The sequence below is a fragment of the Yinghuangia seranimata genome (assembly GCF_029953285.1).
Taxonomy (GTDB): domain Bacteria; phylum Actinomycetota; class Actinomycetes; order Streptomycetales; family Streptomycetaceae; genus Yinghuangia; species Yinghuangia seranimata.
In genome coordinates this window covers 33449-54944 of record NZ_JASAOI010000086.1, presented here as the reverse complement: position 1 = coordinate 54944, position 21496 = coordinate 33449, and the positions used below count along the sequence as shown (strand labels likewise).

16 protein-coding genes are annotated in these 21496 nt (G+C 71.7%); 3 read left to right on the top strand and 13 right to left on the bottom strand.

Annotated features, from left to right (window positions below):
* Nucleotides 1-3155, bottom strand: a 3155-nt coding sequence (locus QI554_RS40840) for a HAMP domain-containing protein (protein ID WP_281477940.1), incomplete at its 3' end; no start/stop codon positions are given.
* 300 nt (nt 3156-3455) lie between these two features.
* Between QI554_RS40840 and QI554_RS40835 the strand changes: the two genes are divergently transcribed.
* Nucleotides 3456-6008: a SpoIIE family protein phosphatase gene (locus QI554_RS40835; protein WP_281477938.1), complete on the top strand. Its 2553-nt coding sequence runs from the start codon at nt 3456-3458 to the stop codon at nt 6006-6008.
* A gap of 34 nt (nt 6009-6042) precedes the next feature.
* Here QI554_RS40835 and QI554_RS40830 read toward each other — a convergent pair whose 3' ends face one another.
* The 6 genes from QI554_RS40830 to QI554_RS40805 form a co-directional block, all read right to left on the bottom strand.
* Nucleotides 6043-6999: a type IV toxin-antitoxin system AbiEi family antitoxin domain-containing protein gene (locus QI554_RS40830; RefSeq protein WP_281477936.1), complete on the bottom strand. Its 957-nt coding sequence runs from the start codon at nt 6997-6999 to the stop codon at nt 6043-6045.
* Nucleotides 7000-7070: 71 nt separating this feature from the next.
* Entirely contained in the window at nt 7071-7679 is a 609-nt protein-coding gene (locus tag QI554_RS40825) for a peptidoglycan-binding domain-containing protein (RefSeq protein WP_281477935.1), read from the bottom strand.
* 308 nt (nt 7680-7987) lie between these two features.
* Nucleotides 7988-9676, bottom strand: a complete 1689-nt coding sequence (locus tag QI554_RS40820; protein ID WP_281477933.1) for a ribonuclease J — start codon at nt 9674-9676, stop codon at nt 7988-7990.
* Nucleotides 9677-9775: 99 nt separating this feature from the next.
* A complete protein-coding gene (gene dapA / locus QI554_RS40815; RefSeq protein WP_281477932.1) occupies nt 9776-10675 on the bottom strand; it encodes a 4-hydroxy-tetrahydrodipicolinate synthase in 900 nt (299 codons plus the stop codon).
* 352 nt (nt 10676-11027) lie between these two features.
* On the bottom strand, nt 11028-11765 hold the full coding sequence (thyX, locus tag QI554_RS40810) for an FAD-dependent thymidylate synthase (protein ID WP_281477930.1): 738 nt from the start codon (nt 11763-11765) through the stop codon (nt 11028-11030).
* A gap of 170 nt (nt 11766-11935) precedes the next feature.
* Nucleotides 11936-12583: a hypothetical protein gene (locus QI554_RS40805; protein ID WP_281477928.1), complete on the bottom strand. Its 648-nt coding sequence runs from the start codon at nt 12581-12583 to the stop codon at nt 11936-11938.
* A 166-nt stretch (nt 12584-12749) separates the two neighbouring features.
* On the opposite strand from QI554_RS40805, the gene QI554_RS40800 reads away from it, so the two are divergent.
* Entirely contained in the window at nt 12750-13301 is a 552-nt protein-coding gene (locus QI554_RS40800) for a GNAT family N-acetyltransferase (RefSeq protein WP_281477926.1), read from the top strand.
* Nucleotides 13302-13407: 106 nt separating this feature from the next.
* On the top strand, nt 13408-14130 hold the full coding sequence (locus QI554_RS40795; RefSeq protein WP_281477924.1) for a TetR/AcrR family transcriptional regulator: 723 nt from the start codon (nt 13408-13410) through the stop codon (nt 14128-14130).
* Between the two features lie 2 nt (nt 14131-14132).
* On the opposite strand, the gene QI554_RS40790 is transcribed toward QI554_RS40795, so the two are convergent.
* The 6 genes from QI554_RS40790 to eccD all read right to left on the bottom strand — a co-directional run bounded on the left by QI554_RS40790 (nt 14133) and on the right by eccD (nt 21220).
* Complete coding sequence (locus QI554_RS40790; RefSeq protein WP_281477923.1) at nt 14133-14579, bottom strand: hypothetical protein; 447 nt, start codon at nt 14577-14579, stop codon at nt 14133-14135.
* Between the two features lie 22 nt (nt 14580-14601).
* The gene (gene dapB / locus QI554_RS40785) at nt 14602-15354 is read right to left on the bottom strand and encodes a 4-hydroxy-tetrahydrodipicolinate reductase (protein WP_281477921.1); all 753 of its coding nucleotides are present in this window, start codon (nt 15352-15354) and stop codon (nt 14602-14604) included.
* A gap of 106 nt (nt 15355-15460) precedes the next feature.
* A complete protein-coding gene (locus QI554_RS40780) occupies nt 15461-16819 on the bottom strand; it encodes a M16 family metallopeptidase (RefSeq protein WP_281477919.1) in 1359 nt (452 codons plus the stop codon).
* Nucleotides 16816-19032 (bottom strand): polyribonucleotide nucleotidyltransferase, encoded by a 2217-nt coding sequence (locus tag QI554_RS40775; protein WP_281477917.1) that lies wholly within the window; start codon nt 19030-19032, stop codon nt 16816-16818. Before QI554_RS40775 ends, QI554_RS40780 begins: the two co-directional genes overlap by 4 nt.
* A 314-nt stretch (nt 19033-19346) precedes the next feature.
* Nucleotides 19347-19634 carry a 30S ribosomal protein S15 gene (rpsO, locus tag QI554_RS40770; RefSeq protein WP_281477915.1) on the bottom strand — a complete coding sequence of 96 codons (288 nt, stop codon included), beginning with the start codon at nt 19632-19634 and terminating at the stop codon, nt 19347-19349.
* A 146-nt stretch (nt 19635-19780) separates the two neighbouring features.
* A complete protein-coding gene (eccD, locus tag QI554_RS40765) occupies nt 19781-21220 on the bottom strand; it encodes a type VII secretion integral membrane protein EccD (RefSeq protein ID WP_281477914.1) in 1440 nt (479 codons plus the stop codon).
* Nucleotides 21221-21496 lie beyond the last annotated feature (276 nt).

Sequence of the window (21496 nt, the reverse complement as noted above, 5' to 3'; positions counted from 1 at the left end):
ACCTCGCGGGCCACACGGGTGACCTCGCCGGCGAACGCGGACAGCTGGTCGACCATCGTGTTGATGGTGGTCTTGAGCTCGAGGATCTCGCCCCGCGCGTCGACCGTGATCTTCTGCGACAGGTCGCCCTTCGCCACCGACGTGGTGACCTCGGCGATCGACCGCACCTGACCGGTCAGGTTGTCGGCCATCGAGTTGACGTTGTCGGTCAGGTCCTTCCACGTGCCCGCGACGCCCGGCACGTGCGCCTGGCCGCCGAGGATGCCCTCGGTGCCCACCTCGCGCGCCACGCGCGTGACCTCGTCCGCGAACGAACGCAGCGTGTCCACCATGGTGTTGAGGGTGTTCTTGAGCTCGAGCACCTCGCCGCGCGCGTCCACGGTGATCTTCTGCGACAGGTCGCCGGACGCGACCGCGGTCGCCACCTGCGCGATGTTGCGCACCTGGCTGGTGAGGTTGTTGCCCATCGAGTTGACGTTGTCGGTCAGGTCCTTCCAGGTGCCCGACACACCGCGCACCCGTGCCTGGCCGCCGAGGATGCCCTCGGTGCCCACCTCGCGCGCCACGCGCGTGACCTCGTCCGCGAAGGCCGACAGCTGGTCGACCATCGTGTTGATGGTGTCCTTGAGTTCGAGGATCTCGCCGCGGGCGTCGACGGTGATCTTCTGCGACAGGTCGCCGCCGGCGACCGCCGTCGTGACCTCGGCGATCGACCGCACCTGACCGGTCAGGTTGCCCGCCATGACGTTGACGGACTCGGTGAGGTCCTTCCACGTACCGGAGACGCCCTTGACGTCCGCCTGTCCGCCCAACCGTCCCTCGGTACCGACCTCGCGGGCCACACGGGTGACCTCGCCGGCGAACGCGGACAGCTGGTCGACCATCGTGTTGATGGTGGTCTTGAGCTCGAGGATCTCGCCCCGCGCGTCGACCGTGATCTTCTGCGACAGGTCGCCCTTGGCGACCGCGGTGGCGACCTGGGCGATCGAGCGCACCTGACCGGTCAGGTTGCCCGCCATGAAGTTCACCGAGTACGTCAGGTCGCGCCACACGCCGCCGAGGCCCAGGACCTGCGCCTGGCCGCCGAGGATGCCGTCGGTGCCCACCTCGCGGGCGACGCGGGTCACCTCGGACGCGAAGGCCGACAGCTGGTCGACCATGGTGTTGACGGTGTTCTTCAGCTCGAGGATCTCGCCGCGGGCGTCGACGTCGATCTTCTTGGACAGGTCGCCGCGGGCGACCGCCGTGGTCACGTCGGCGATGTTGCGGACCTGGCCGGTCAGGTTGCCGGCCATGAAGTTCACGGAGTCGGTGAGGTCGAGCCACACGCCCGCGACACCGGGCACGACGCGGGCCTGTCCGCCCAGCCGGCCCTCGCTGCCGACCTCGCGGGCGACGCGGGTGACTTCGGAGGCGAAGGCCGACAGCTGGTCGACCATCGTGTTGACGGTGTTCTTCAGCTCCAGCATCTCGCCGGAGACGTCGACGGTGATCTTCTGCGACAGGTCGCCGCGCGCGACGGCGGTGGAGACCTGCGCGATGTTGCGGACCTGGCCGGTCAGGTTGCCGGCCATCGAGTTCACCGAGTCGGTGAGGTCCTTCCACGTTCCGGCGACGCCCGGCACCTGCGCCTGGCCGCCGAGGCGGCCCTCGGTGCCCACCTCGCGCGCGACACGGGTCACCTCGCCGGCGAACCCGGAGAGCTGGTCGACCATCGTGTTGACGGTGTTCTTCAGCTCCAGCATCTCGCCGGAGACGTCCACCGTGATCTTCTGCGACAGGTCGCCCTGCGCGACCGCCGTGGTCACCTGGGCGATGTCGCGGACCTGCGCGGTGAGGTTGAAGAACGCGGTGTTGACGGAGTCGGTGAGGTCCTTCCAACTGCCGGACACCCCGCGCACCTCGGCCTGACCGCCGAGCTTGCCCTCGGTACCGACCTCGCTGGCCACGCGGGTCACCTCGGACGCGAAGGTCCGCAGCGTCCCGGTCATCGAGTTGATGGTCTCGGCCAGCTGCGCCATTTCGCCGCGTGCTGACACGGTGATGTTCTGCGACAGGTCGCCGTCCGCGACGGCGGTGGTCACGCGGGCGATGTCTCGCACCTGGGCGGTCAGGTTGCCCGCCATGACGTTGACGGAGTCCGTCAGGTCCTTCCACGTGCCCGACACGCCCTCGACGCGGGCCTGGCCGCCGAGCCGGCCGTCGGTGCCGACCTCGCGGGCCATACGGGTGACCTCGTCCGCGAAGCCGGACAGCTGGTCGACCATCGTGTTGACGGTGTTCTTGAGCTCGAGCATCTCGCCGGCGACCTCGACGGTCACCTTGCGCGACAGGTCGCCCTTCGCCACCGCGGTGGTGACCAGCGCGATGTCGCGCACCTGCAGGGTCAGTCGGCTCGCCATCGTGTTGACGGAGTCGGTGAGGTCCTTCCAACTGCCGGACACCCCGCGGACCTCGGCCTGACCGCCGAGCTTGCCCTCGGTGCCCACCTCGCGGGCGACCCGGGTGACCTGGTCGGCGAACGCCGAGAGCTGGTCGACCAGTCCGTTGACGGTGCGGCCCATGCGCATGAACTCGCCGCGCAGCGGCTGTCCGGAGATGGCCTGGTCCATGCGCTGCGACAGGTCGCCCTGGGCGACCGCCTCCAGCACCCGGCCGACCTCGACCGTCGGCCGCACCAGGTCCTCGACCAGCGCGTTGGCGGCGTCGATGCTGGTCGCCCACGCGCCCTCGCCGGGGCCCGGGTCGAAGCGCTCGCTCAGCTTGCCCTCGCGGCCGACGACGCGGCGCACCCGGGCGAGCTCGCCGGCCAGATGCTGGTTCCGCGCGACCACGTCGTTGAAGACGGCGGCGATCTCGCTCATCACGCCGTTCCCGGACACCGTCAGGCGGCGGCGGAAGTTGCCGTCACGCACCGCGGTCAGGGCGGCGAGCAGCTGACGCAGCGCACGCTCGTCGTCACGCCGCTCGGCGGCGCTCCGGGTGTCGCGGCCGGCCCCGGCGGTCGCGACGGCGGCTTTCGGTGTGACCTTTGCCGCACTCCTGGCCGCGTCCTTCGCGGAGCCTTTCGCCGTGCCTTTCGGTGCGGCCTTCGCCGCGCTCGCGGCCTTGGTCGCGGTCTCGGCGCGTCCGTCCCGCCTGGAAGCGTTCGCCATCTCGCAATTCCTCCACCCGGCCCCGGCGCCGCCTTCCGGGCCGTGTGGTCCTCGACCCGGCAGGGGCGGTCGCCGCTGATACAGGGCAGTCTTCCACCATCGCGCGGAGCGTACGGCCGAGTCCGCAGGTCCCGGGCCGTTTGCACAGTCGCCAATGTTCGTCAAGGACCCGCTCCCGTGTCGCGGTGACGCGGTAATGTGCGGGACTGCCGCGAGACCGCCTCGCGCCACGGACAGAACGGAAGCAGCGAGGTCGCGCGCGCCACCGCAACCACCGCGGATCGCAGGATGCGGGAGTGTATGGATCCGGAACCCGACATGGTCGTCACCGCGAAAGTGAGTGCCACGTTCGCCCCTGAGGGCCGATCGGTGGCTGCCGCGCGCTCCTTCGTCCGCCAGACGCTCACCGACTGGGACGCCGTGGTCGTCGTCGACGACGCGGTGCTGCTGGTCAGCGAGCTGGTGACCAACGCGATCGTGCACGCGGGCACCGCCACCGAGGTCTCGTGCGTGCGCTACGACTCCGCGGTGCAGATCGAGGTCGTCGACCGCTACCCCACCCGGGAACTCCCGGCTCCGGTGGGGGCCTTCGACAGCGACGACGAGAGCGGCCGCGGGCTGTTCCTGTCGGCGTCGATAGCGTCGGCGTGGGGTGTCGAGTACACGAAGAGCGTCAAGCAGGTGTGGTTCCGGCTCGACCTGCCCGACGGCGGCTCGACGACGAGCCTCGCCGGGCCGACACTGCCGACGCACGTGCTGCCGGGCGCCGACACCCCCGTGCGGGTCGCGGTCGTGCACGCGGACGTCCACCAGCGCGTGACGCACTGGAACGTGGACGCCGCCGACCTGTTCGGGCGCTCCGCGCACGAGGCCGTCGGCATGCGGCTGTCCGACCTCGTCGACTGGCCGCACACTCCCGATATTTCGGACACGGATCTGCCGTTCGCGGCGATGCTGGAGCTGTCCCGCTGGCAGGGCATGTACGACATCCGGCACGCCGAGGGCCGCCCGGTGCGGGTCTTCGCCTCGCACGTCCGGCTGCGCGACGCGTCCGACAACCCGTCGCTCGTGCTGCTCGCGGTGCCCGCCCGGGCCCGCGCGGTGCTGGAGAACCGGGCGGCCGCTGCTGCCGGGCGCACCCTGATCCCGCCGCCGACCGACAGCGAGTGGGACGGCCTCGAGGGCACCACCCGGCCGGGCCTGGACGAACTGCTCCAGCGCGCGATCGAACGCGCCCGCGACCTCCTCGACGGGGACGCCGCGTTCGTGCTCATCGCGACGGACGACGAGAGCGAGATGGAGGTCCGCGCGACCACCGGGCTCGGCGCGGCGCAGCAGCGCCACGCCCGCGTGCCGGTCGAGACCTCGATCGGCCGGTTCGGCACCGTGCGGATGCCCGCGGTGCACGACGACCTGGAGGCGGAGCAGGACGCCGTGCCGCTGCTCACCGGCACCGGCATGGGCTCGGCGGTCACCGCACCGCTCAAGGTCGAGGGCCGGCTCACTGGAACGCTCGGCGTCGCGTCCGAGGACCGCGGGCACTTCGACAACGACGCCGCCGCGCGGCTGCAGCGCGCCGCGGACCGCATCTCGCTGTCCGTCGAGAGCGCGCGGCTTTCCGAGCTGGAGCGGGTGCGCCGCGGCTCGCTGTCGTTCCTCGCCGAGGCCTCCGACCTGCTGGCCGGCACGCTGGACCCGGAGATGACGCTCGCCATGGTGGCGCAGATCGTCGTGCCCCGGCTGGCGACGTGGTGCGCGGTGCACACCATCGGCGAGGCGCACGACCCGGTCCTCAGCTGCGTGTGGCACACGGACGAGTCGCGCATCGACGAACTGCGCGGCCTGCTGGAGCAGACCGAGGCACCCCGCGCGCACCCGACGCCCGGCGCGCGGGCCTGGCCCGGACTGCGCAGGCTCGGCGCGGAAGCCGCCGCCCAGCACGAGGACCTGGTCACCGGCGACGTGGTCGCCCTGCCGTTGGTGGCCCGCGGCCGCGGCATCGGCATGCTGACCCTGGGCAACGGCGCCGGCCAGCGGTTCCGGCGCGAGACGCTGGAACTCGCCGAGGACCTGTCGCGGCGCGCGGCGCTGGCGATGGACAACGCGCGCCTGTACTCCGAGCGCAGCGCGACCAGCCAGGCGCTGCAGCGCAGTCTGCTGCCGCCGGAACTGCCGCGGGTGCCCGGGCTGGACGTCGAGGTGGTCTACCAGGCGTCCGGTGAGAGCAACGAAGTCGGCGGCGACTTCTACGACTTGTTCGCCATCGCCCCCGACCTGTGGGGCTTCGCGATCGGCGACGTGTGCGGCACCGGCCCCGAGGCGGCGGCCGTCACCGGGCTGGCCCGGCAGGCCCTGCGGCTGCTGGCCCGCGAGGGCATGCCGGTCCCGGCGGTGCTGCAGCGGCTGAACGCGGCCATCCTGGACGAGGGTCCGCGCAGCCGCTTCCTGACCCTGCTGCACGGCCACATCACGGTGCGGGACGACGGCGGGATGCGCCTGAACCTGGTCTCCGCCGGGCACCCGCTGCCGTTGCGGCTGCGGCCCGACGGCGTCGTCGAACAGGTCGCCACACCGCAGCCGCTGCTCGGCGTGCTCGACGAGGTGGACCTGGTCGCGGAGTCCGTCGACCTGGATCCGGGCGACGTCCTGCTGTGCGTGACGGACGGTGTCACCGAACGCCGCGAGGCCGGCCGGATGTTGGGCGAGGACGGCCTCGCGGCGGTGCTCGCCGGCTGCGCGGGCCTGACCGCCGGAGCGGTCGCGGCCCGCGTGCACCGTGCGGTCGAGACGTTCGCCGCCGAACCGGCGCGCGACGACATGGCCATCCTCGTCCTGCGGGTCGCCGAGGCCTGAGCCGCGCCACTCCGGCCGGTCTCCGACGCGCGGGTCAGGCCGCCGCGCTGCCCGACACCGCCATGTCCCGCATCTCCCGGCGCAGTTGCACGACGACAGCCGAGGCCGAACCATTGCGGGTCACCTCCTTCGGATCGCAGACGACGACGCGCCAGCTCTGTCCGGACACGTTCCGGCGGCGGGTCCGCACCGCCGGGACGTCCGGCAGCGCGGTCAGGGGTACGGCGGTCGGCCCGGGGAACTCCAGGTCGACGGCCAGGCGCAGGTCGGGCCACGCCAGGGCGAACCTGCGCAGCACGCGCCCGAACGCCGACGCGGCCTCCCAGCCGGGCACGGGCGCGGGCAGCCCGTCGTCGAGCACGGCGAGTCGCAGCCGGCTCTCCTCGGGGCCGCCGCTGCGGCCGTCGGCCAACCCCGCAGCCGCCGCGAACCGGCGCGCTCCCGGCAGACCCGCGAACCGCTCGACGGCCTCCGCCAGTTGCGCTGCCGTCAGACGCCCGCTGTGGAGGAAGCCGTCGAGCACCGCGACGGCCGTGTCGCGGTCGGCACGCCGCCCCACATCGGCGGCGGTGCGGGCCGGGGAGGTCACCGCCACCCCCGCGACCCGTGTGGCGTCCCCGTCCTCCAGCTGCAGCACGCGCCCGTGGCAGCCGGTCCGCCGCGGCGGCGTGCGGCCGCTCGGCACGGCCACCTCGACCGGCGCCGCCGCCCCGTCGGCGGGGGCGGCGGCGCGGACACCCCACAGCCATGCCGCCGTCATGCCGCACACGACCGCGCCCGGCGGGACGGCGAGCGCCACCGCACGGGCCCGGGTCGCGATGCCGTCCGGCACCTGACTGCCGGCGTACACACCGTGCGCGACCCGGTAGGCCGCGCCGTCGCGGAGCCAACGGCGGACCACGGAACGGGTGATCCCGTGGTCCGCCGCCATGGCGAGGGTGAAGGGCGCGGCGAGCAGGGCCGTCGCGCGGTCGTCGTCACGTGGCGTCATCGGCCCAGTGTGGGCGGATATGCCCGGTGGGGCCCGCCGTTGTCCACAGCCCCGGCCCGGCGGTCGGTTCATCAGACCGGAACGTTGACGGCGGCCGCCGGACGCGCGGGCTTCGCGGGGTGGTCCGGCGTCCCCGGCTTGGGCGGCTTGGGCTTCGCGGTCGGCTTGGGCTTGCCCGGCTGCGTCGGCGGCTTCCCCGGGGTCCCCGGCTTGCCCGGTTTCCCGGGCTTCCCCGGCTTGCCCGGCTTCCCCGGCTTCCCGGGCTGGTCGGGCGAGCCCGGCTTGTCGGGCTTGGCCTTCCCGCAGCCCTTCCTGGCCCGGTAGAGCACCTTCCACGTCGGTTCGGTGGTCTCGCCGGTGACGTCGACCTGGTTGCACTTCTGCACCCACAACACCGCGTCGGTGGTTTCAGGTCCGAAGACCCCCGATACGTCGAACCGCTTGGGGTACCCGGACCTGGTCCCGATCAGGCACTGCGCCTGGGCGACGGCTTCGCCTTCCATCCCCTCGTTCAGCAGCGGTCGTTCGGCGTTGGCGACGTAGTTGCACGCCGGGGCGGCGGACGCGTGCGGCGCGCCCGGCGCGGCGACACCGGCCCCGGCGGCCAGCGCCCCCGCGAGCAGAATGACGGCGGCTCGGCCGCGGCCGGTGCGGACGGAATGGTGGGCGACGGTGCGCATGGTTCCTCCAGCGGGTCGGTCCCGAGGGGTGCCCTCGGGAACACGGACGACGCTACGGATCCCGGCACCCGTCCCCGAGAAAGCCGACAGTCATACCGGAGGGCGCCCAAATCACCGTTCCTGTCCGGGATTTCCCGCCACTCCCCACGGCCGCCCCGTGCCTCGAGGGCCCGCACCCCGGCGCGCCGGCCACGCGTCCCCGCACAAGAGGCCCACGACACGCCGACCCGCCCGGCCCGAACCGCACAGTCGGCGCGCCCACCCGCACTCCAAGGAACCCCGGAAGAGTCCGGGACCCCGGTCCGCCGTCAGACCTCGACGACCACCGGAAGGATCATCGGACGCCGCCGGAACGTGTCGCTGACCCACTTCCCGACGACCCGCCGGACCTGCTGCTGCAACTGGTACGGATCGGCCACGCCGTCCGCCGCCGCCTTCTGCAGCACGTCCTCGATCCGCGGGATCACGTCGTCGAACTTCGCGTCGTCGATACCCGACCCGCGCGCCGTGATCTGCGGCCCGCCGACCACCTTGCCGGTCGACGAGTCGACGACCAGGAACACCGACACGAAGCCCTCGTCGCCGAGGATGCGCCGGTCCTTCAGCGAGGACTCGGTGACGTCGCCGACCGACAGGCCGTCGACGTAGACGTAGCCGGCCTGCACCTTGCCGGTGATGCTCGCGACACCGTCGACCAGGTCGACGACGACGCCGTCCTCGGCGATGACGATCCGGTCCCGTCGCACACCGGTCTTGTGCGCGAGGTCGGCGGCCGCGCGCAGGTGCCGCCACTCGCCGTGCACGGGCATGAAGTTGCGCGGCTTGCAGATGTTGAAGAAGTACAGCAGCTCGCCCGCCGACGCGTGGCCCGAGACGTGCACCTTGGCGTTGCCCTTGTGCACGACGTTCGCGCCCCAGCGCGTCAGCCCGTTGATGACCCGGTAGACCGCGGTCTCGTTGCCGGGGATCAGCGACGACGCGAGGACCACCGTGTCGCCCTCGACGATGCGGATCTGCTGGTGGTCGCGGTTGGCCATGCGCGACAGCGCGGCCATCGGCTCGCCCTGCGAACCGGTGCACACCAGCACGACCTCGTCGGGCCGCAGGTCGTCCAGCGTCTTGACGTCGACGATCAGGTCCGCGGGGACCTTCAGGTAGCCCAGCTCACGGGCCACGCCCATGTTGCGGACCATCGAGCGGCCGACGAAGGCGACCTTGCGCTCGTAGGCGTACGCCGTGTCCAGCACCTGCTGGATGCGGTGCACGTGGCTCGCGAAGCTCGCCACGATGATGCGCTGGTCGGCGTCCGCGAACACGCGGTCGAGGACGCCGGCGATCTCGCGCTCGGCCGGGATGAAGCCCGGGACCTCTGCGTTCGTCGAGTCGGCCAGCAGCAGGTCGATGCCCTCTGCGCCCAGACGGGCGAAGGCCGGCAGGTCGGTGAGCCGACCGTCCAGCGGCAGCTGGTCCATCTTGAAGTCGCCGGTGTGCACGACCATGCCCGCCGGCGTGCGGATCGCCACCGCCAGAGCGTCCGGGATCGAGTGGTTGACCGCGATGAACTCGCAGTCGAACGGGCCGAGCCGCTCACGGTCGCCCTCGGCGACCTCCAGCGTGTACGGCCGGATGCGGTGCTCGTTGAGCTTGGCCTCGATGAGCGCGAGCGTCAGCTTCGACCCGATGAGCGGGATGTCGCCCTTTTCGCGCAGCAGATACGGCACGGCACCGATGTGGTCCTCGTGCGCGTGCGTGAGCACGATCGCCTCGATGTCGTCCAGCCGGTCCCGAATGGCGGTGAAGTCCGGCAGGATGAGGTCGATGCCAGGCTGCTCCTCCTCGGGGAACAGCACCCCGCAGTCAACGATCAGCAGCCGCCCGGCGCACTCGAAGACGGTCATGTTCCGGCCGATCTCTCCGAGACCGCCCAGAGGGATGACGCGCAGTCCGCCCTCGGGAAGTTCCGGGGGCGGTCCGAGTTCCGGATGCGGATGACTCAAATTTCTCTCCTCGCCACGCACACACGCCCGGAACACCGGACGGTCTGCGCAAGTGATGCGTTCAAACCCGGACGAGATCCACTCCCGTCCGAGCACTTTCTAAAGCTCTACCCCGCCCGCCGCGAGATCCTGCCTCAGCACGGCCATCTGCTCGTCGGTCGCCTCGATCAGCGGAAGGCGCAGCGCGCCCGCGATCAGGCCCTGTGCCGCGAGCGCGGCCTTGCTCAGGATCACGCCCTGCGTGCGGAAAACACCGGTGTACACCGGCAGCAGCCTCTGGTGGATCTCCCTCGCCTTCACCACGTCGCCCGCGGTGTACGCGTCGACCAGCGCGCGCAGCTCCGGGGCCACGACATGGCCCACCACGCTGACGAAACCGGCCGCGCCGATCGACAGCATCGGCAGGTTCAGCATGTCGTCGCCGCAGTAGTACGGCAGCCCGCTGCGGGCCATGACCCACGACGCGGCGCCCAGGTCGCCCTTGGCGTCCTTGTTCGCGACGATCCGCGGGTGCTCCGCCAGGCGAACAATGGTGTCCGTCTCCAGAGCGACCCCGGTACGGCCCGGGATGTCGTACAGCATCACCGGCAGCTCGGTCGCGTCCGCGACGCGCACCGTGTGCCGGTACAGGCCCTCCTGCGGCGGCTTGCTGTAGTACGGCGTCACCAGGAGCAGCCCGTGCGCGCCGGCCGCCTCGGCCTCGCGCGCCAGCTCCACGCTGTGCGCCGTGTCGTTGCTCCCGGCGCCGGCCACCACGAAGGCCCGGTCACCCACCGCTTCCACCACCGCGCGGACCAGCCGCGCTTTCTCCGCGTCACTCGTCGTGGGCGACTCGCCCGTGGTGCCGTTGACGACGAGGCCGTCGTTGCCGGCGTCGACAAGGTGCGCGGCCAGCCGCTGGGCAGCGGCCAGGTCGAGCTCGCCGTCGGCGGTGAACGGGGTCACCATCGCGGTGAGCACCCGGCCGAACGGGGTCTGAGGGGTGGAGGTCGGAGCCATGCCCCAAACGGTACCGGGCCGGGTACCGGGCAGGCTGTAGCGGCCCACATTCCGGTCGCACCGAAGCCCCCGAAACCCCCACCGACCTGCCCCGGCGCGTCCCCTGACGGGGACCGTACGGGTCCGGACGGCAAGGGACCCCGGCGCTGCCTGCTCGGGGGTTCAAGCAGCGCCGAGGTCTCCTTCAGTATCAGGCACGTGGCGAAAAAATGCCGGGTAATGACGCGAAAAAAGTTGTACGTCACCCTTTGTGCCGATTTGCACACGCGGAGCACCCGAAACCGGGGTAACCTGCGCGGCTCGGACCAACCACCGACCAACCACCGCGTACCGGACGGGCGTCCGCCTCACATCACGGCGCGACCCGGCCGTTCGCGTTGAACGCGGCGTAGGTCAGCGGCATCAGCTCCGCCCACGCCGCCTCCAGCTTCTCCGCCACCATCTCGATCTCACGCTGCGGGAACGACGGGTACGCCGCGTCGTCACGGCGTGTCCGCAGCCCCAGGAAGTGCATCAGCGAGCGGGCGTTGCACGTCGCGTACATCGACGAGTACAGGCCCACCGGAAGCGTCGTCCGGGCCACCTCGCGCGCGACGCCCGCCGCGAGCATCTCCTGGTACGCACGGTACGCCTGGCGGTACGCCTCGCGGGTGGTTTCCCCGACGATCTTGTGCTGCTCCGCGGTGCCCTCGACGAAGTCGTACGCTCCCGGCTTGCCCTGCTGAACCAGCTTCCGGTCCTCGGACGGCACGTAGAACACCGGCTGCAGCTCGCGGTAGCGGCCGGACTCCTCGTTGTACGACCAGCCCACCCGGTGCCGGTGGAACTCGCGGAACACGAAGATCGGCGCGCTGACGAAGAACGTCATCGAGTTGTGCTCGAACGGGCTGCCGTGCTTGTCGCGCATCAGATAGTTGATCAGGCCCTTCGAGCGCTCCGGGTCCTTCTGCAACTCGTCCAGCGACTTCTCCCCCGCGGTGGACACCCGTGCGGCCCACAGGACGTCCTGGTCCCCGGCGCTGTGCTTCACCAGTTCGACGGTGACGTCGCTGCGGAAACGGATCTCGGACTCGGCGGACGTGTCGGTCACGCGGTGCACTCCTCGGTCGGCAACAGCTGGCCCATTCGGCCGCCGCCCAGCCTAGCCACGCGGGACGACAACGCCTGACACCCGACGCGGCGCCCTGCCCGCCCGTCGACGCTCCGGAGCCGCCCGACCGGACGGAGCTTCCGGCGCCCAAGCACGCGTAAACGGCGCTGTCAGGACACCGTTCCGTTGAACTCCGCCCTGACCGACTTGGGGTCGCCGACCTCGACGACCGCGCTGCCGAGACCGTCGGGCTTTGCCGCGAAGAACCAGTCGACCGTCTTCGTCTCACCCTGCTGGACGTATTTCGCCGCTTCGGCGGAGGTGCCCGGCGTGGTGATGCGCTCGCAGCGCGGGGCGGGATCGGCGCACGCGCGCAGCTGCACGTCGAGCCGGTAGGCCCACAGCGGCCGGTCGGTTCCGTTCTTGATGCTGAGCCGCACGGCGATGCGCACGCGGCCCTTGGGGTCGCCGCTGATCGCCCCGTCGTTGTGGGCCGCCAGCACCTGCACCTCGCTGCCGTCGGCGAACACGAATGGCGTGCCGCCGCCGATCTCGTACTTGGGGGCGGCGGGCGACGTGGCGGGCGCCGCGGTCGCGCCGGGGCTGCCCGGCTGGTTACCGCCGCCGGGCGGCGGTGTCGTCGGCCGGACCGGCTGGCCCGGGGCCTGGGTCTGGGCCTGGGTCGTCGTCGGAAGCCCGCTCTCGGCCGCTGCCGGTTTTGCCGGTTCGTCGGAGATGGTCGGGCCGACCGCGCACCCCGTCGCCGCCAGCAGGACCGCCGCGCAGGTGATGGGAAGGTGCCAGGTGCGGGCCCGCATGGCCGTGTCCTCTCGCCGGGCGCGGTGTGTCGGAGACAGCGTGGCACGTCGGGCGGTGGGCTCGCTGGCAGCTGCGGCGTGTCGGGGTGTTGGAGGCGGATCGGCAGACGTGCGCCGGGGATTGACGGCACAATCCGCTTGCGTACCCCGTTCCGAAGGAGTCGACATGACGGACGTAAGTGTGCGGACCGCGCGTAGTGAGGACGGTCCGGCGCTCGGCGTCGTCCAGGCGTCGGCGTGGCGCGCGGCGTACCAGGGCGTGTTGCCAGAGGTCGCCCTGGAGCCGTTCGATCCGGAGGTGCTGGCGGCCGGATGGGGGCATGCCGCCGCGCATCCGCCGTCTTCGCGGCACACGGTGTTGGTGGCGTGCGCGGAGGCGAAGCCGGTGGGGTTCGCGGCGGTGGTGCCGGCGCAGGACCCGGACCTGGACGAGGACGCGCTGGAGCTGACCATCCTGGTCGTGGCCCCGGCGGAGCAGCGCAAGGGGCACGCGTCGCGGTTGCTGGCGGCCGCGGTGGAGCACGCGCGCGGGCAGGGGGCGGGCGTGTTGGTCATGTGGGTGTTGGAGCCGGACGCGCCGTTGCGGGAGTTCCTGGAGACGGCGGGGTGGGCCGTGGACGGCGCGCGCCGGGATCTGGAGCTGGACGAGCACGGCGCGCAGCGGGTGCGGCAGTGGCGGCTGCACACGGACGTGGAGGAGGACGCCACGGAGGCGTGACGCGCGGCGCGGGAGGGCGCCGGCGGGGCCATCTCGCCGGTTTCCCGTTTGCAAAGCCCTGTGGACGCGCATTGATCGGCTAAGTCAGGCGTCTTAACGTGGGGCCGTGACAGCGACCTCGTCTCGGGCCTCCACGCGGGAGCGCCTGTTGCTCACCGCCGAGCGGCTGTTCGCGTTGCACGGGATCGACGCGGTGTCGCTGCGTCAGATCAGTGTGGCCGCGGGCCAGCGCAACAATTCGGCGGCGCAGTACCACTTCGGGACGAAGGAGGACCTGGTCCGCGCGATCTTCGCGTTCCGGCTGGCGTCGATCAACCGGCGGCGCGAGGACATGGTGGACGTGCTGGTGCGCGCGGGGCTGCGCGGCGACCTGCGGGCGCTGACGGACGCGATGGTGCGTCCGCTGGCGGAGCAGATCGACGGGGGCGGGAGCTTCTACGTGCGGTTCCTGGCGCGTGTCCACCAGCACGCAGGTGCGTCGGTGTACGCGTTGCCGGCGATGGGCGTCGAGGGCAGCGTGACGCGGATCGGCCTGATGATCGGCGAGGCCTTGGCGCATCTGCCCGCGCCGGTGCGCCGCAGCCGTCTGCAGCTGGGCGGGAGCCTGCTGGTGCACGCGACGGCCGACCGGGAGCAGCGCGTGCACGACGGGATGCCCGAGGACGTGCTGCCGCCCGCCGCGTTCGTCGCGGACCTGGTGGACTCGGTGGTGGGGATCTTCTCGGCGCCGGTGTCGCAGGACACGGTGGCCGCGCTGGCCGCGCCGGGCGGGGCGGTGCCCGCGGCCCCGGCGCCGCCGACCGCGGCGGACGCCGAAGCGGCGGTCTGAGGTCAGGTCCGCTCGGCGCGGTGCAGCCGGATCGCCTTGAGCATGGCGCGGCGGCCGCGGGCGTTGTCGCGGGCGTCGGAGTAGGCGACGGCGAGCCGGTACCAGGCGCGCCAGTCCTCCGGGGCGGCCTCGGTCTCGGCCTTGCGCTTCTCGAAGACCTCGTCGGCGCTGTCGCGGGCGATGCGGCCGTCGGCGGTGCGTTCGAGCTCGTCGGCGGGCAGGGCGCCCTCGGCCTCGAGCTCGCGGGCGAGCTGCTGCATGGTGAAGCCGAAGCGCAGTTCGCGCCAGATGTACCAGACGCCGACGACGGGGATGGCGAGGACCGCGACGCCGAGGACGACCACGGTGGGCCGTCCGTCGTTGATCGCGATGACGCCGCGGCTGCCGACGAGCAGCACGTAGAAGATCAGGACCCCGATCAGGACCAGGGCGGTGACGCGTTGCTTCACGGGTGCTTCCGTCCTCACGTCCCTAGTCCAGGTCCAGGAAGTGCTCGAGCCCGAGGGTGAGGCCCGGCACGCCGCCCACCCGCCGCACGCCGAGGATCACGCCCGGCATGAACGACGTGCGGTCGAACGAGTCGTGCCGGATCGTCAGCATCTCGCCGGCGTCGCCGAGCAGCACTTCCTGGTGCGCGACCAGGCCGCGCAGCCGGACGGCGTGCACGGGGATCCCGTCGACCTTGGCACCGCGCGCGCCGTCGGGGTCGTCGGACGTCGCGTCGGGCATCGCCTCGAGGCCGGCCGCGGTGCGGGCCTCGGCGACCAGCTCGGCGGTGCGCCGCGCCGTTCCGCTCGGCGCGTCGATCTTGTTCGGGTGGTGCAGCTCGACGATCTCGACCGACTCGTAGTAGCGCGCGGCCTTCGCGGCGAACTGCATCATCAGGACCGCGCCGATCCCGAAGTTCGGCGCGATGAGCACGCCCACGGCCGGGTTGTCGGCGAGCCAGCCGCGCACCTGGTCGAGGCGGTCGGGGGTGAAGCCGCTGGTGCCGACGACGGCGTGGATGCCGTTCCGCACGCAGTACTCGAGGTTGCCCATGACCACGCCGGGGTGCGTGAAGTCGACGACGACCTGGGTGCCGGCCTCGACGAGGGCCTCCAGCGCGTCGCCCTGGTCGACCCGCGCGACGAGCTCGAGCCCGTCGGCCGCTTCGACGGCGGCGCACGCCTCGGCGCCCATCCGGCCCTTCGCCCCGATCACGGCGACGCGCAGCGCGGTCATGTACGTGCTCCTCGTGTTGTCCGGCGCGGTGTACAGGCGCCGTGCGTGGTTCGGCAGGTGCTGCCGCGGTGCGGCGGGCCCGTCCGGAGACGGGCCGCGCCGCGGGTCAGGCCACCGCCCCGGCGAACGCCTCCGGGTCGGGGAACGGTCCGACGAGGGCCAGCGTAGGCCGTACGCCGAGCACGTCCCTCGCCACCTCCCGGACCTCGTCCGCGGTGACCGCGCCGATGATGGCCAGCTGCTCGTCGACGGACAGGTGTTCGCCGTAGACCAGCTCGCTCTTGCCGATCCGGCTCATGCGCGACCCGGAGTCCTCCAGGCCGAGCACGAGCGAGCCGTGCAGCTGCCCGATCGCGCGCCGCAGCTCCTCGTCGGTGATGCCGTCGGCGGCGACCTTGGCGAGCTCCTCGCGGCAGATGCGCAGCACCTCGTGCACCTTGCCGGGCAGGCAGCCGGCGTAGACGCCGAACATGCCGAGGTCGGCGAAGCCCGAGGTGTACGAGTACACCGAGTACGCCAGGCCGCGCTTCTCGCGGATCTCCTGGAACAGCCGCGAGCTCATGCCGCCGCCGAGCGCCGCGTTGAGGACGGCGAGCGCGAAGCGCCGCTCGTCGTGCCGCGCCAGGCCGGGCATGCCGAGCACCAGGTGGGCCTGCTCGGTGGGGCGTTCCAGGATGTGCACGCCGCCGGCGCCGCGGACGCTGCGGTGCCCGGCGCGCGGCGGGGTGGGGGTGGCGTCGGCGTCGACCGCGACGTCCGCGAACGCCTTCTTGACCAGCCGGACGACCTTGGCGTGGTCGACGTTGCCGGCCGCGGTGACCACCATGTTCGGCGGCCGGTAGCGGCGCCGGTAGTAGCCCGCGATCTGGTTGCGGGTGAGCGCGTTGATCGAGTCGACGGTGCCCAGCACGGGGCGGCCGAGCGGCTGGTCGCCCAGCAGCGCCTCGGAGAACAGCTCGTGCACGAGGTCGCCCGGGTCGTCCTCGTTCATGGCGATCTCTTCGAGGATGACGCCGCGTTCGCTCTCCACGTCCTCGCCGCGGATCAGCGACGCGGTGACCATGTCGGAGACGACGTCGATGGCCAGCGGCAGGTCGGTGTCGAGGACACGTGCGTAGTAGCACGTGTACTCCTTGGCGGTGAACGCGTTCATCTCGCCGCCGACCGCGTCCAGCGCCGCGGAGATCTCCAGCGCGTCGCGCTTCGGAGTGCCCTTGAACAGCAGGTGTTCGAGGTAGTGGGTGGCACCGGCCAGGGCCGGCGTCTCGTCGCGCGAGCCGACGCCGACCCAGATGCCGAACGTCGCGGAGCGCACACCGGGCATGGCCTCGGTGACGACCCGCAGACCGCCGGGCAGGACGGTGCGGCGGACTATGCCGCCGTCGTCGCCCTTGAGGATGGTCTTGGTAGAGCCCGGCCGCTGCGCGTACGCAGCGACCGGGCCCGTGGCTACCTTCGTGGTCACTTGTCGGAGTCGTCCCCGGCAGCGGCCTCTTCGCCCTCGACCACGGGGATCAGGGAGAGCTTGCCGCGCTGGTCGATCTCGGCGATCTCGACCTGGACCTTGTCGCCGACCTTGACGACGTCCTCGACGTTCTCGACGCGCTTGCCGCCGGCCATCTTGCGCAGCTGCGAGACGTGCAGCAGGCCGTCCTTGCCCGGCATGAGCGAGACGAACGCGCCGAACGTCGTCGTCTTGACGACGGTGCCCAGGTAGCGCTCGCCGACCTCCGGCATCTGCGGGTTCGCGATCTGGTTGATCACGTTGCGCGCGGCCTCGGCGGACGGGCCGTTCACGGCACCGATGTAGATGGTGCCGTCGTCCTCGATGGTGATGTCGGCGCCGGTGTCGTCCTGGATCTGGTTGATCATCTTGCCCTTCGGGCCGATGACCTCGCCGATCTTCTCCACCGGGATCTTCACCGTGATGATGCGCGGCGCGAACTCGGACATCTCGTCCGGCGTGTCGATCGCTTCCATCATCACGTCGAGGATGTGCAGGCGGGCGTCCTTCGCCTGCTTCAGCGCGGCGGCCAGGACCGAGGCGGGGATGCCGTCGAGCTTGGTGTCGAGCTGGAGCGCGGTGACGAACTCCTTGGTGCCGGCGACCTTGAAGTCCATGTCGCCGTACGCGTCCTCGGCACCGAGGATGTCGGTCAGCGTCACGTACTCGGTCTTGCCGTCGACCTCGTCGGAGATGAGGCCCATCGCGATGCCCGCGACCGGCGCCTTCAGCGGCACACCGGCGTTGAGCAGCGACATCGTGGACGCGCAGACCGAGCCCATCGAGGTCGAGCCGTTGGAGCCGAGCGCCTCGGACACCTGGCGGATCGCGTACGGGAAGTCCTCGCGGGCCGGCAGCACCGGCAGCAGCGCGCGCTCGGCGAGCGCGCCGTGGCCGATCTCGCGGCGCTTCGGGGAGCCGACGCGGCCGGTCTCGCCGACCGAGTACGGCGGGAAGTTGTAGTTGTGCATGTAACGCTTGCGCGTCTCGGGGTTCAGCGTGTCGATCATCTGCTCCATGCGGAGCATGTTGAGCGTGGTGATGCCCAGGATCTGGGTCTCGCCGCGCTCGAACAGCGCCGAGCCGTGAACGCGCGGGACGACCTCGACCTCGGCCGCGAGGGTGCGGATGTCGGTCAGGCCGCGGCCGTCGATGCGGACCTTGTCGCGCAGCACGCGCTGGCGGACCAGCTTCTTGGTGAGCGAGCGGAACGCGCCGCCGATCTCCTTCTCGCGGCCCTCGAACTGCGGGAGCAGCTTCTCGGCGGCGAGGTCCTTGACGCGGTCGAGCTCGGTCTCACGGGCCTGCTTGCCCGCGATGGTGAGCGCGGCGGACAGCTCGTCCGACACCGCGGCGGCGAGCGCCTCGAACACGTCCTCCTGGTAGTCCAGGAAGACCGGGTACTCGGCGGTCTCCTTGGCGGCCTTCTCGGCGACCTGGACCTGCGCGGCGCACAGCGTCTTGATGAACGGCTTGGCCGCCTCGAGACCCTCCGCGACGACCTCCTCGGTCGGGGCGACGGCGCCGCCCTTGACCAGCTCGATCGTGGCGGTCGTGGCCTCGGCCTCGACCATCATGATCGCGACGTCGCCGTCCGGCAGGACGCGACCGGCCACGACCATGTCGAAGACCGCGCGCTCCAGCTCGGAGTGCGTCGGGAAGGCCACCCACTGGCCGTCGATCAGCGCGACGCGGACGCCGCCGATCGGGCCGGAGAACGGCAGGCCGGCCAGCTGCGTCGACATCGAGGCCGCGTTGATCGCGACGACGTCGTACAGGTGGTCGGGGTTGAGCGCCATGATCGTCGCGACGATCTGGATCTCGTTGCGCAGGCCCTTCTTGAAGGACGGGCGCAGCGGGCGGTCGATCAGGCGGCAGGTCAGGACCGCGTCCTCGGACGGCCGGCCCTCACGGCGGAAGAACGAGCCGGGGATCTTGCCCGCGGCGTACATCCGCTCCTCGACGTCCACCGTCAGGGGGAAGAAGTCGAGCTGGTCCTTCGGGCGCTTCGAAGCGGTGGTGGCCGACAGCACCATGGTGTCGTCGTCCAGGTAGGCCACCGCGGAACCCGCGGCCTGGCGCGCCAGGCGGCCGGTCTCGAAGCGGATGGTACGGGTGCCGAAGCTGCCGTTGTCGATGACGGCTTCGGCGAAGGTCACGTCGGTACCCTCCACGGGGCACCCTCCTCGTCGCAATCAAGGGAGTCCGCGCTGCGACGTGTGAGGGACGGCCGGGCCGGTCTTCGATCGAAGCCTCCGGGTCGGTATCCGGTGCTGCCGGGTACCCGGGGGCCACTACCGAGGACCGGCGCCTTGGGCCGGCTCCTTGCCGCGTCGCGGCACTCCCGATGGTGGTACTCGTTCTGCTTCTGATGTCGTGCACGGCATCGCTCTGTTACAAACGGCGCCGCTGCGTCACAGCCTACAAAAACAGTGTCCTGGATACGGCGAAGGAGCGGCTTGGAAAAGCCGCTCCTTCACTCGACTGTTTAGCGGACGCCCGTCGAACCGGCGCGGATGCCCAGGCGGGCGATCAGCGAGCGGTAGCGCTCGATGTCGACCTTGGCCAGGTACTTCAGCATCCGGCGGCGCTGGCCGACGAGCAGCAGCAGGCCACGACGGCTGTGGTGGTCGTGCTTGTGAGCCTTGAGGTGCTCGGTGAGGTCGTTGATGCGGCGCGAGAGCAGCGCGATCTGGACCTCGGGGGAGCCGGTGTCGCCGTCCTTCAGGGCGTACTCGGCGAAAATCTGCTTCTTCGTTGCGGCGTCAAGCGACACGTTTGCTCCATTCGAGTGGCTGGTGAGCGCCCCCGGTCTGCGTCACGGGGGAACTTCGGTTACTCACAGCGCACGACCCGCTCCGGAAAGCGGGCAGCACGCACACCGGGTCTGGAAACCCGGTGGCACCACATTAGCAGTCCCGGTCAGGCGGTCAGGTTGCGGAGCGTCTCGTACGTCCCGAGCACCGCCAGGCACAGCGGGATCAGCGCGGTCAGCAGCATGCCCTCGAGGATGTCCATCGCGCGACCCCAGAACGGCGACAGGCCTCGGGCGGGGACGGTGACCGCGATGACCGCCATGATCACGCCGACGCCGGCGATCAGGCCGAAGACCCAGCTCTGCTGTTCCTTCTGCAGGAAGTTGGTGTGCAGCGTCAGGCCCGCGAACAGCCAGAACAACGCCGCGGCGCCGGCCGAGAGCAGCAGGACGACCTGCGGGGTGTAGCGGAAGAGCCGGGCGCGGCCGAGCATGGCGACGCCGAGCGCGGCGGTGAACACGCGCGACCACATCTCGGTCGAGTAGCCGGTGACGACGGCGGACGCGGTGACCACGACGGCGCAGGCGCCGACCAGGCCGGTGAGCATCTGGTGCCCGGCGCGGGCACGGGCCGCGAGCGCGGCGTGGTCGACCGGGTCGTCGGCGGCGGCGCGGGCGGCGGCCGGCGCGTCCGGCGGCAGGAAGCCGATCGGCAGCCGGGCGAGCCGCACCGACCAGCCGGGCAGGAACGCGACGAGCGCGATGCCGACGACACCGGAGACCGCGGCGGCGTCGTGCGGCTCGGCGTCCGCGGCGATGAGACCGAACGCGGTGAGCATGCCGATGAGGCCGGCCCCCGCGCCGGCCACGAACGTCGCGTTGCGGGTGGGGATCAGGACCGCGATGAGAACGGACACGATCATCGCGGCGGCGGACGCGGCGACGAACTGCACGCGCCCCGGGCCCTCGAACTTGTGCGGCTCGATGATGCCCAGGCCGGCGTAGAACGCGTTGGGCAGCGCGCCGAGTCCGAGCGCGGCGGCGCCGCCCGGGTCGTCGTACACACGCGCCCGGATTCCGGCGACGGCGGCCAGCAGCACCGCGAGAACGCCCGCGATGATGCCCGCCGACGAGTGCGGTATGGCCGAACGCCACAGCGCCACCGGCGCGACGAAGAGGAAGATGGCCGCGCCGGTCAGGCCCGCGGTGCGCAGGAGTTCGGGCGACCAGAGGCGGTGGTCCGCGGTGACGGAGCGCGCGACCGAGTCGACCACGTCGTCGTACACCGGTGGCGGCAGCGCCTCGCCGAGCGGCGTGAAGCGCAACAGCTCGCCGTCGCGCACCAGTTGCGCACCGAGGCTGCGACCGCTGTCGAGCAGGCTGCCGTCGAGCCGGGCGAGGTGGAATCCGGTCGCGGTGCCGTCGGCCTGGATCTGGCCCGACAGCCGCAGGACTTCCGGATAGAGGTCGGCGAGGACGATCTCGTCGGGCAGCGCCACGTCGACGCGGCAGTCCGGGGCGACGATCGTCACCCGGACCAGACCCGTGGAGATGGTCGCGGCGCCGGCCGATGGCCCGGCCCCGACGGTACCCAGTGCTGTGCTCACCCGGCTGCTCCCCGTGGCTCCGGTGCGGATACTCGGCGCTGGCTTGGCTGCTCAGCGCTTCGGTAAGGACCGGTCCGCGCTGGGCCGACCAGTCGAGCCACGCACTCTAACGGACCATCAGCACGGGTGTCCCCCGCCGGAGTCCGGTTATCGCCCCGACCTTGTGGCGATCATGCGACTTGGCAGTAGTATCGGCCGACGCGAGCCGTCCCCCCGGCTGTTTTCGGGCAGCGGGGCGAGGCGGCACAACAACGGTGACGACCCTTACGGGGTGGG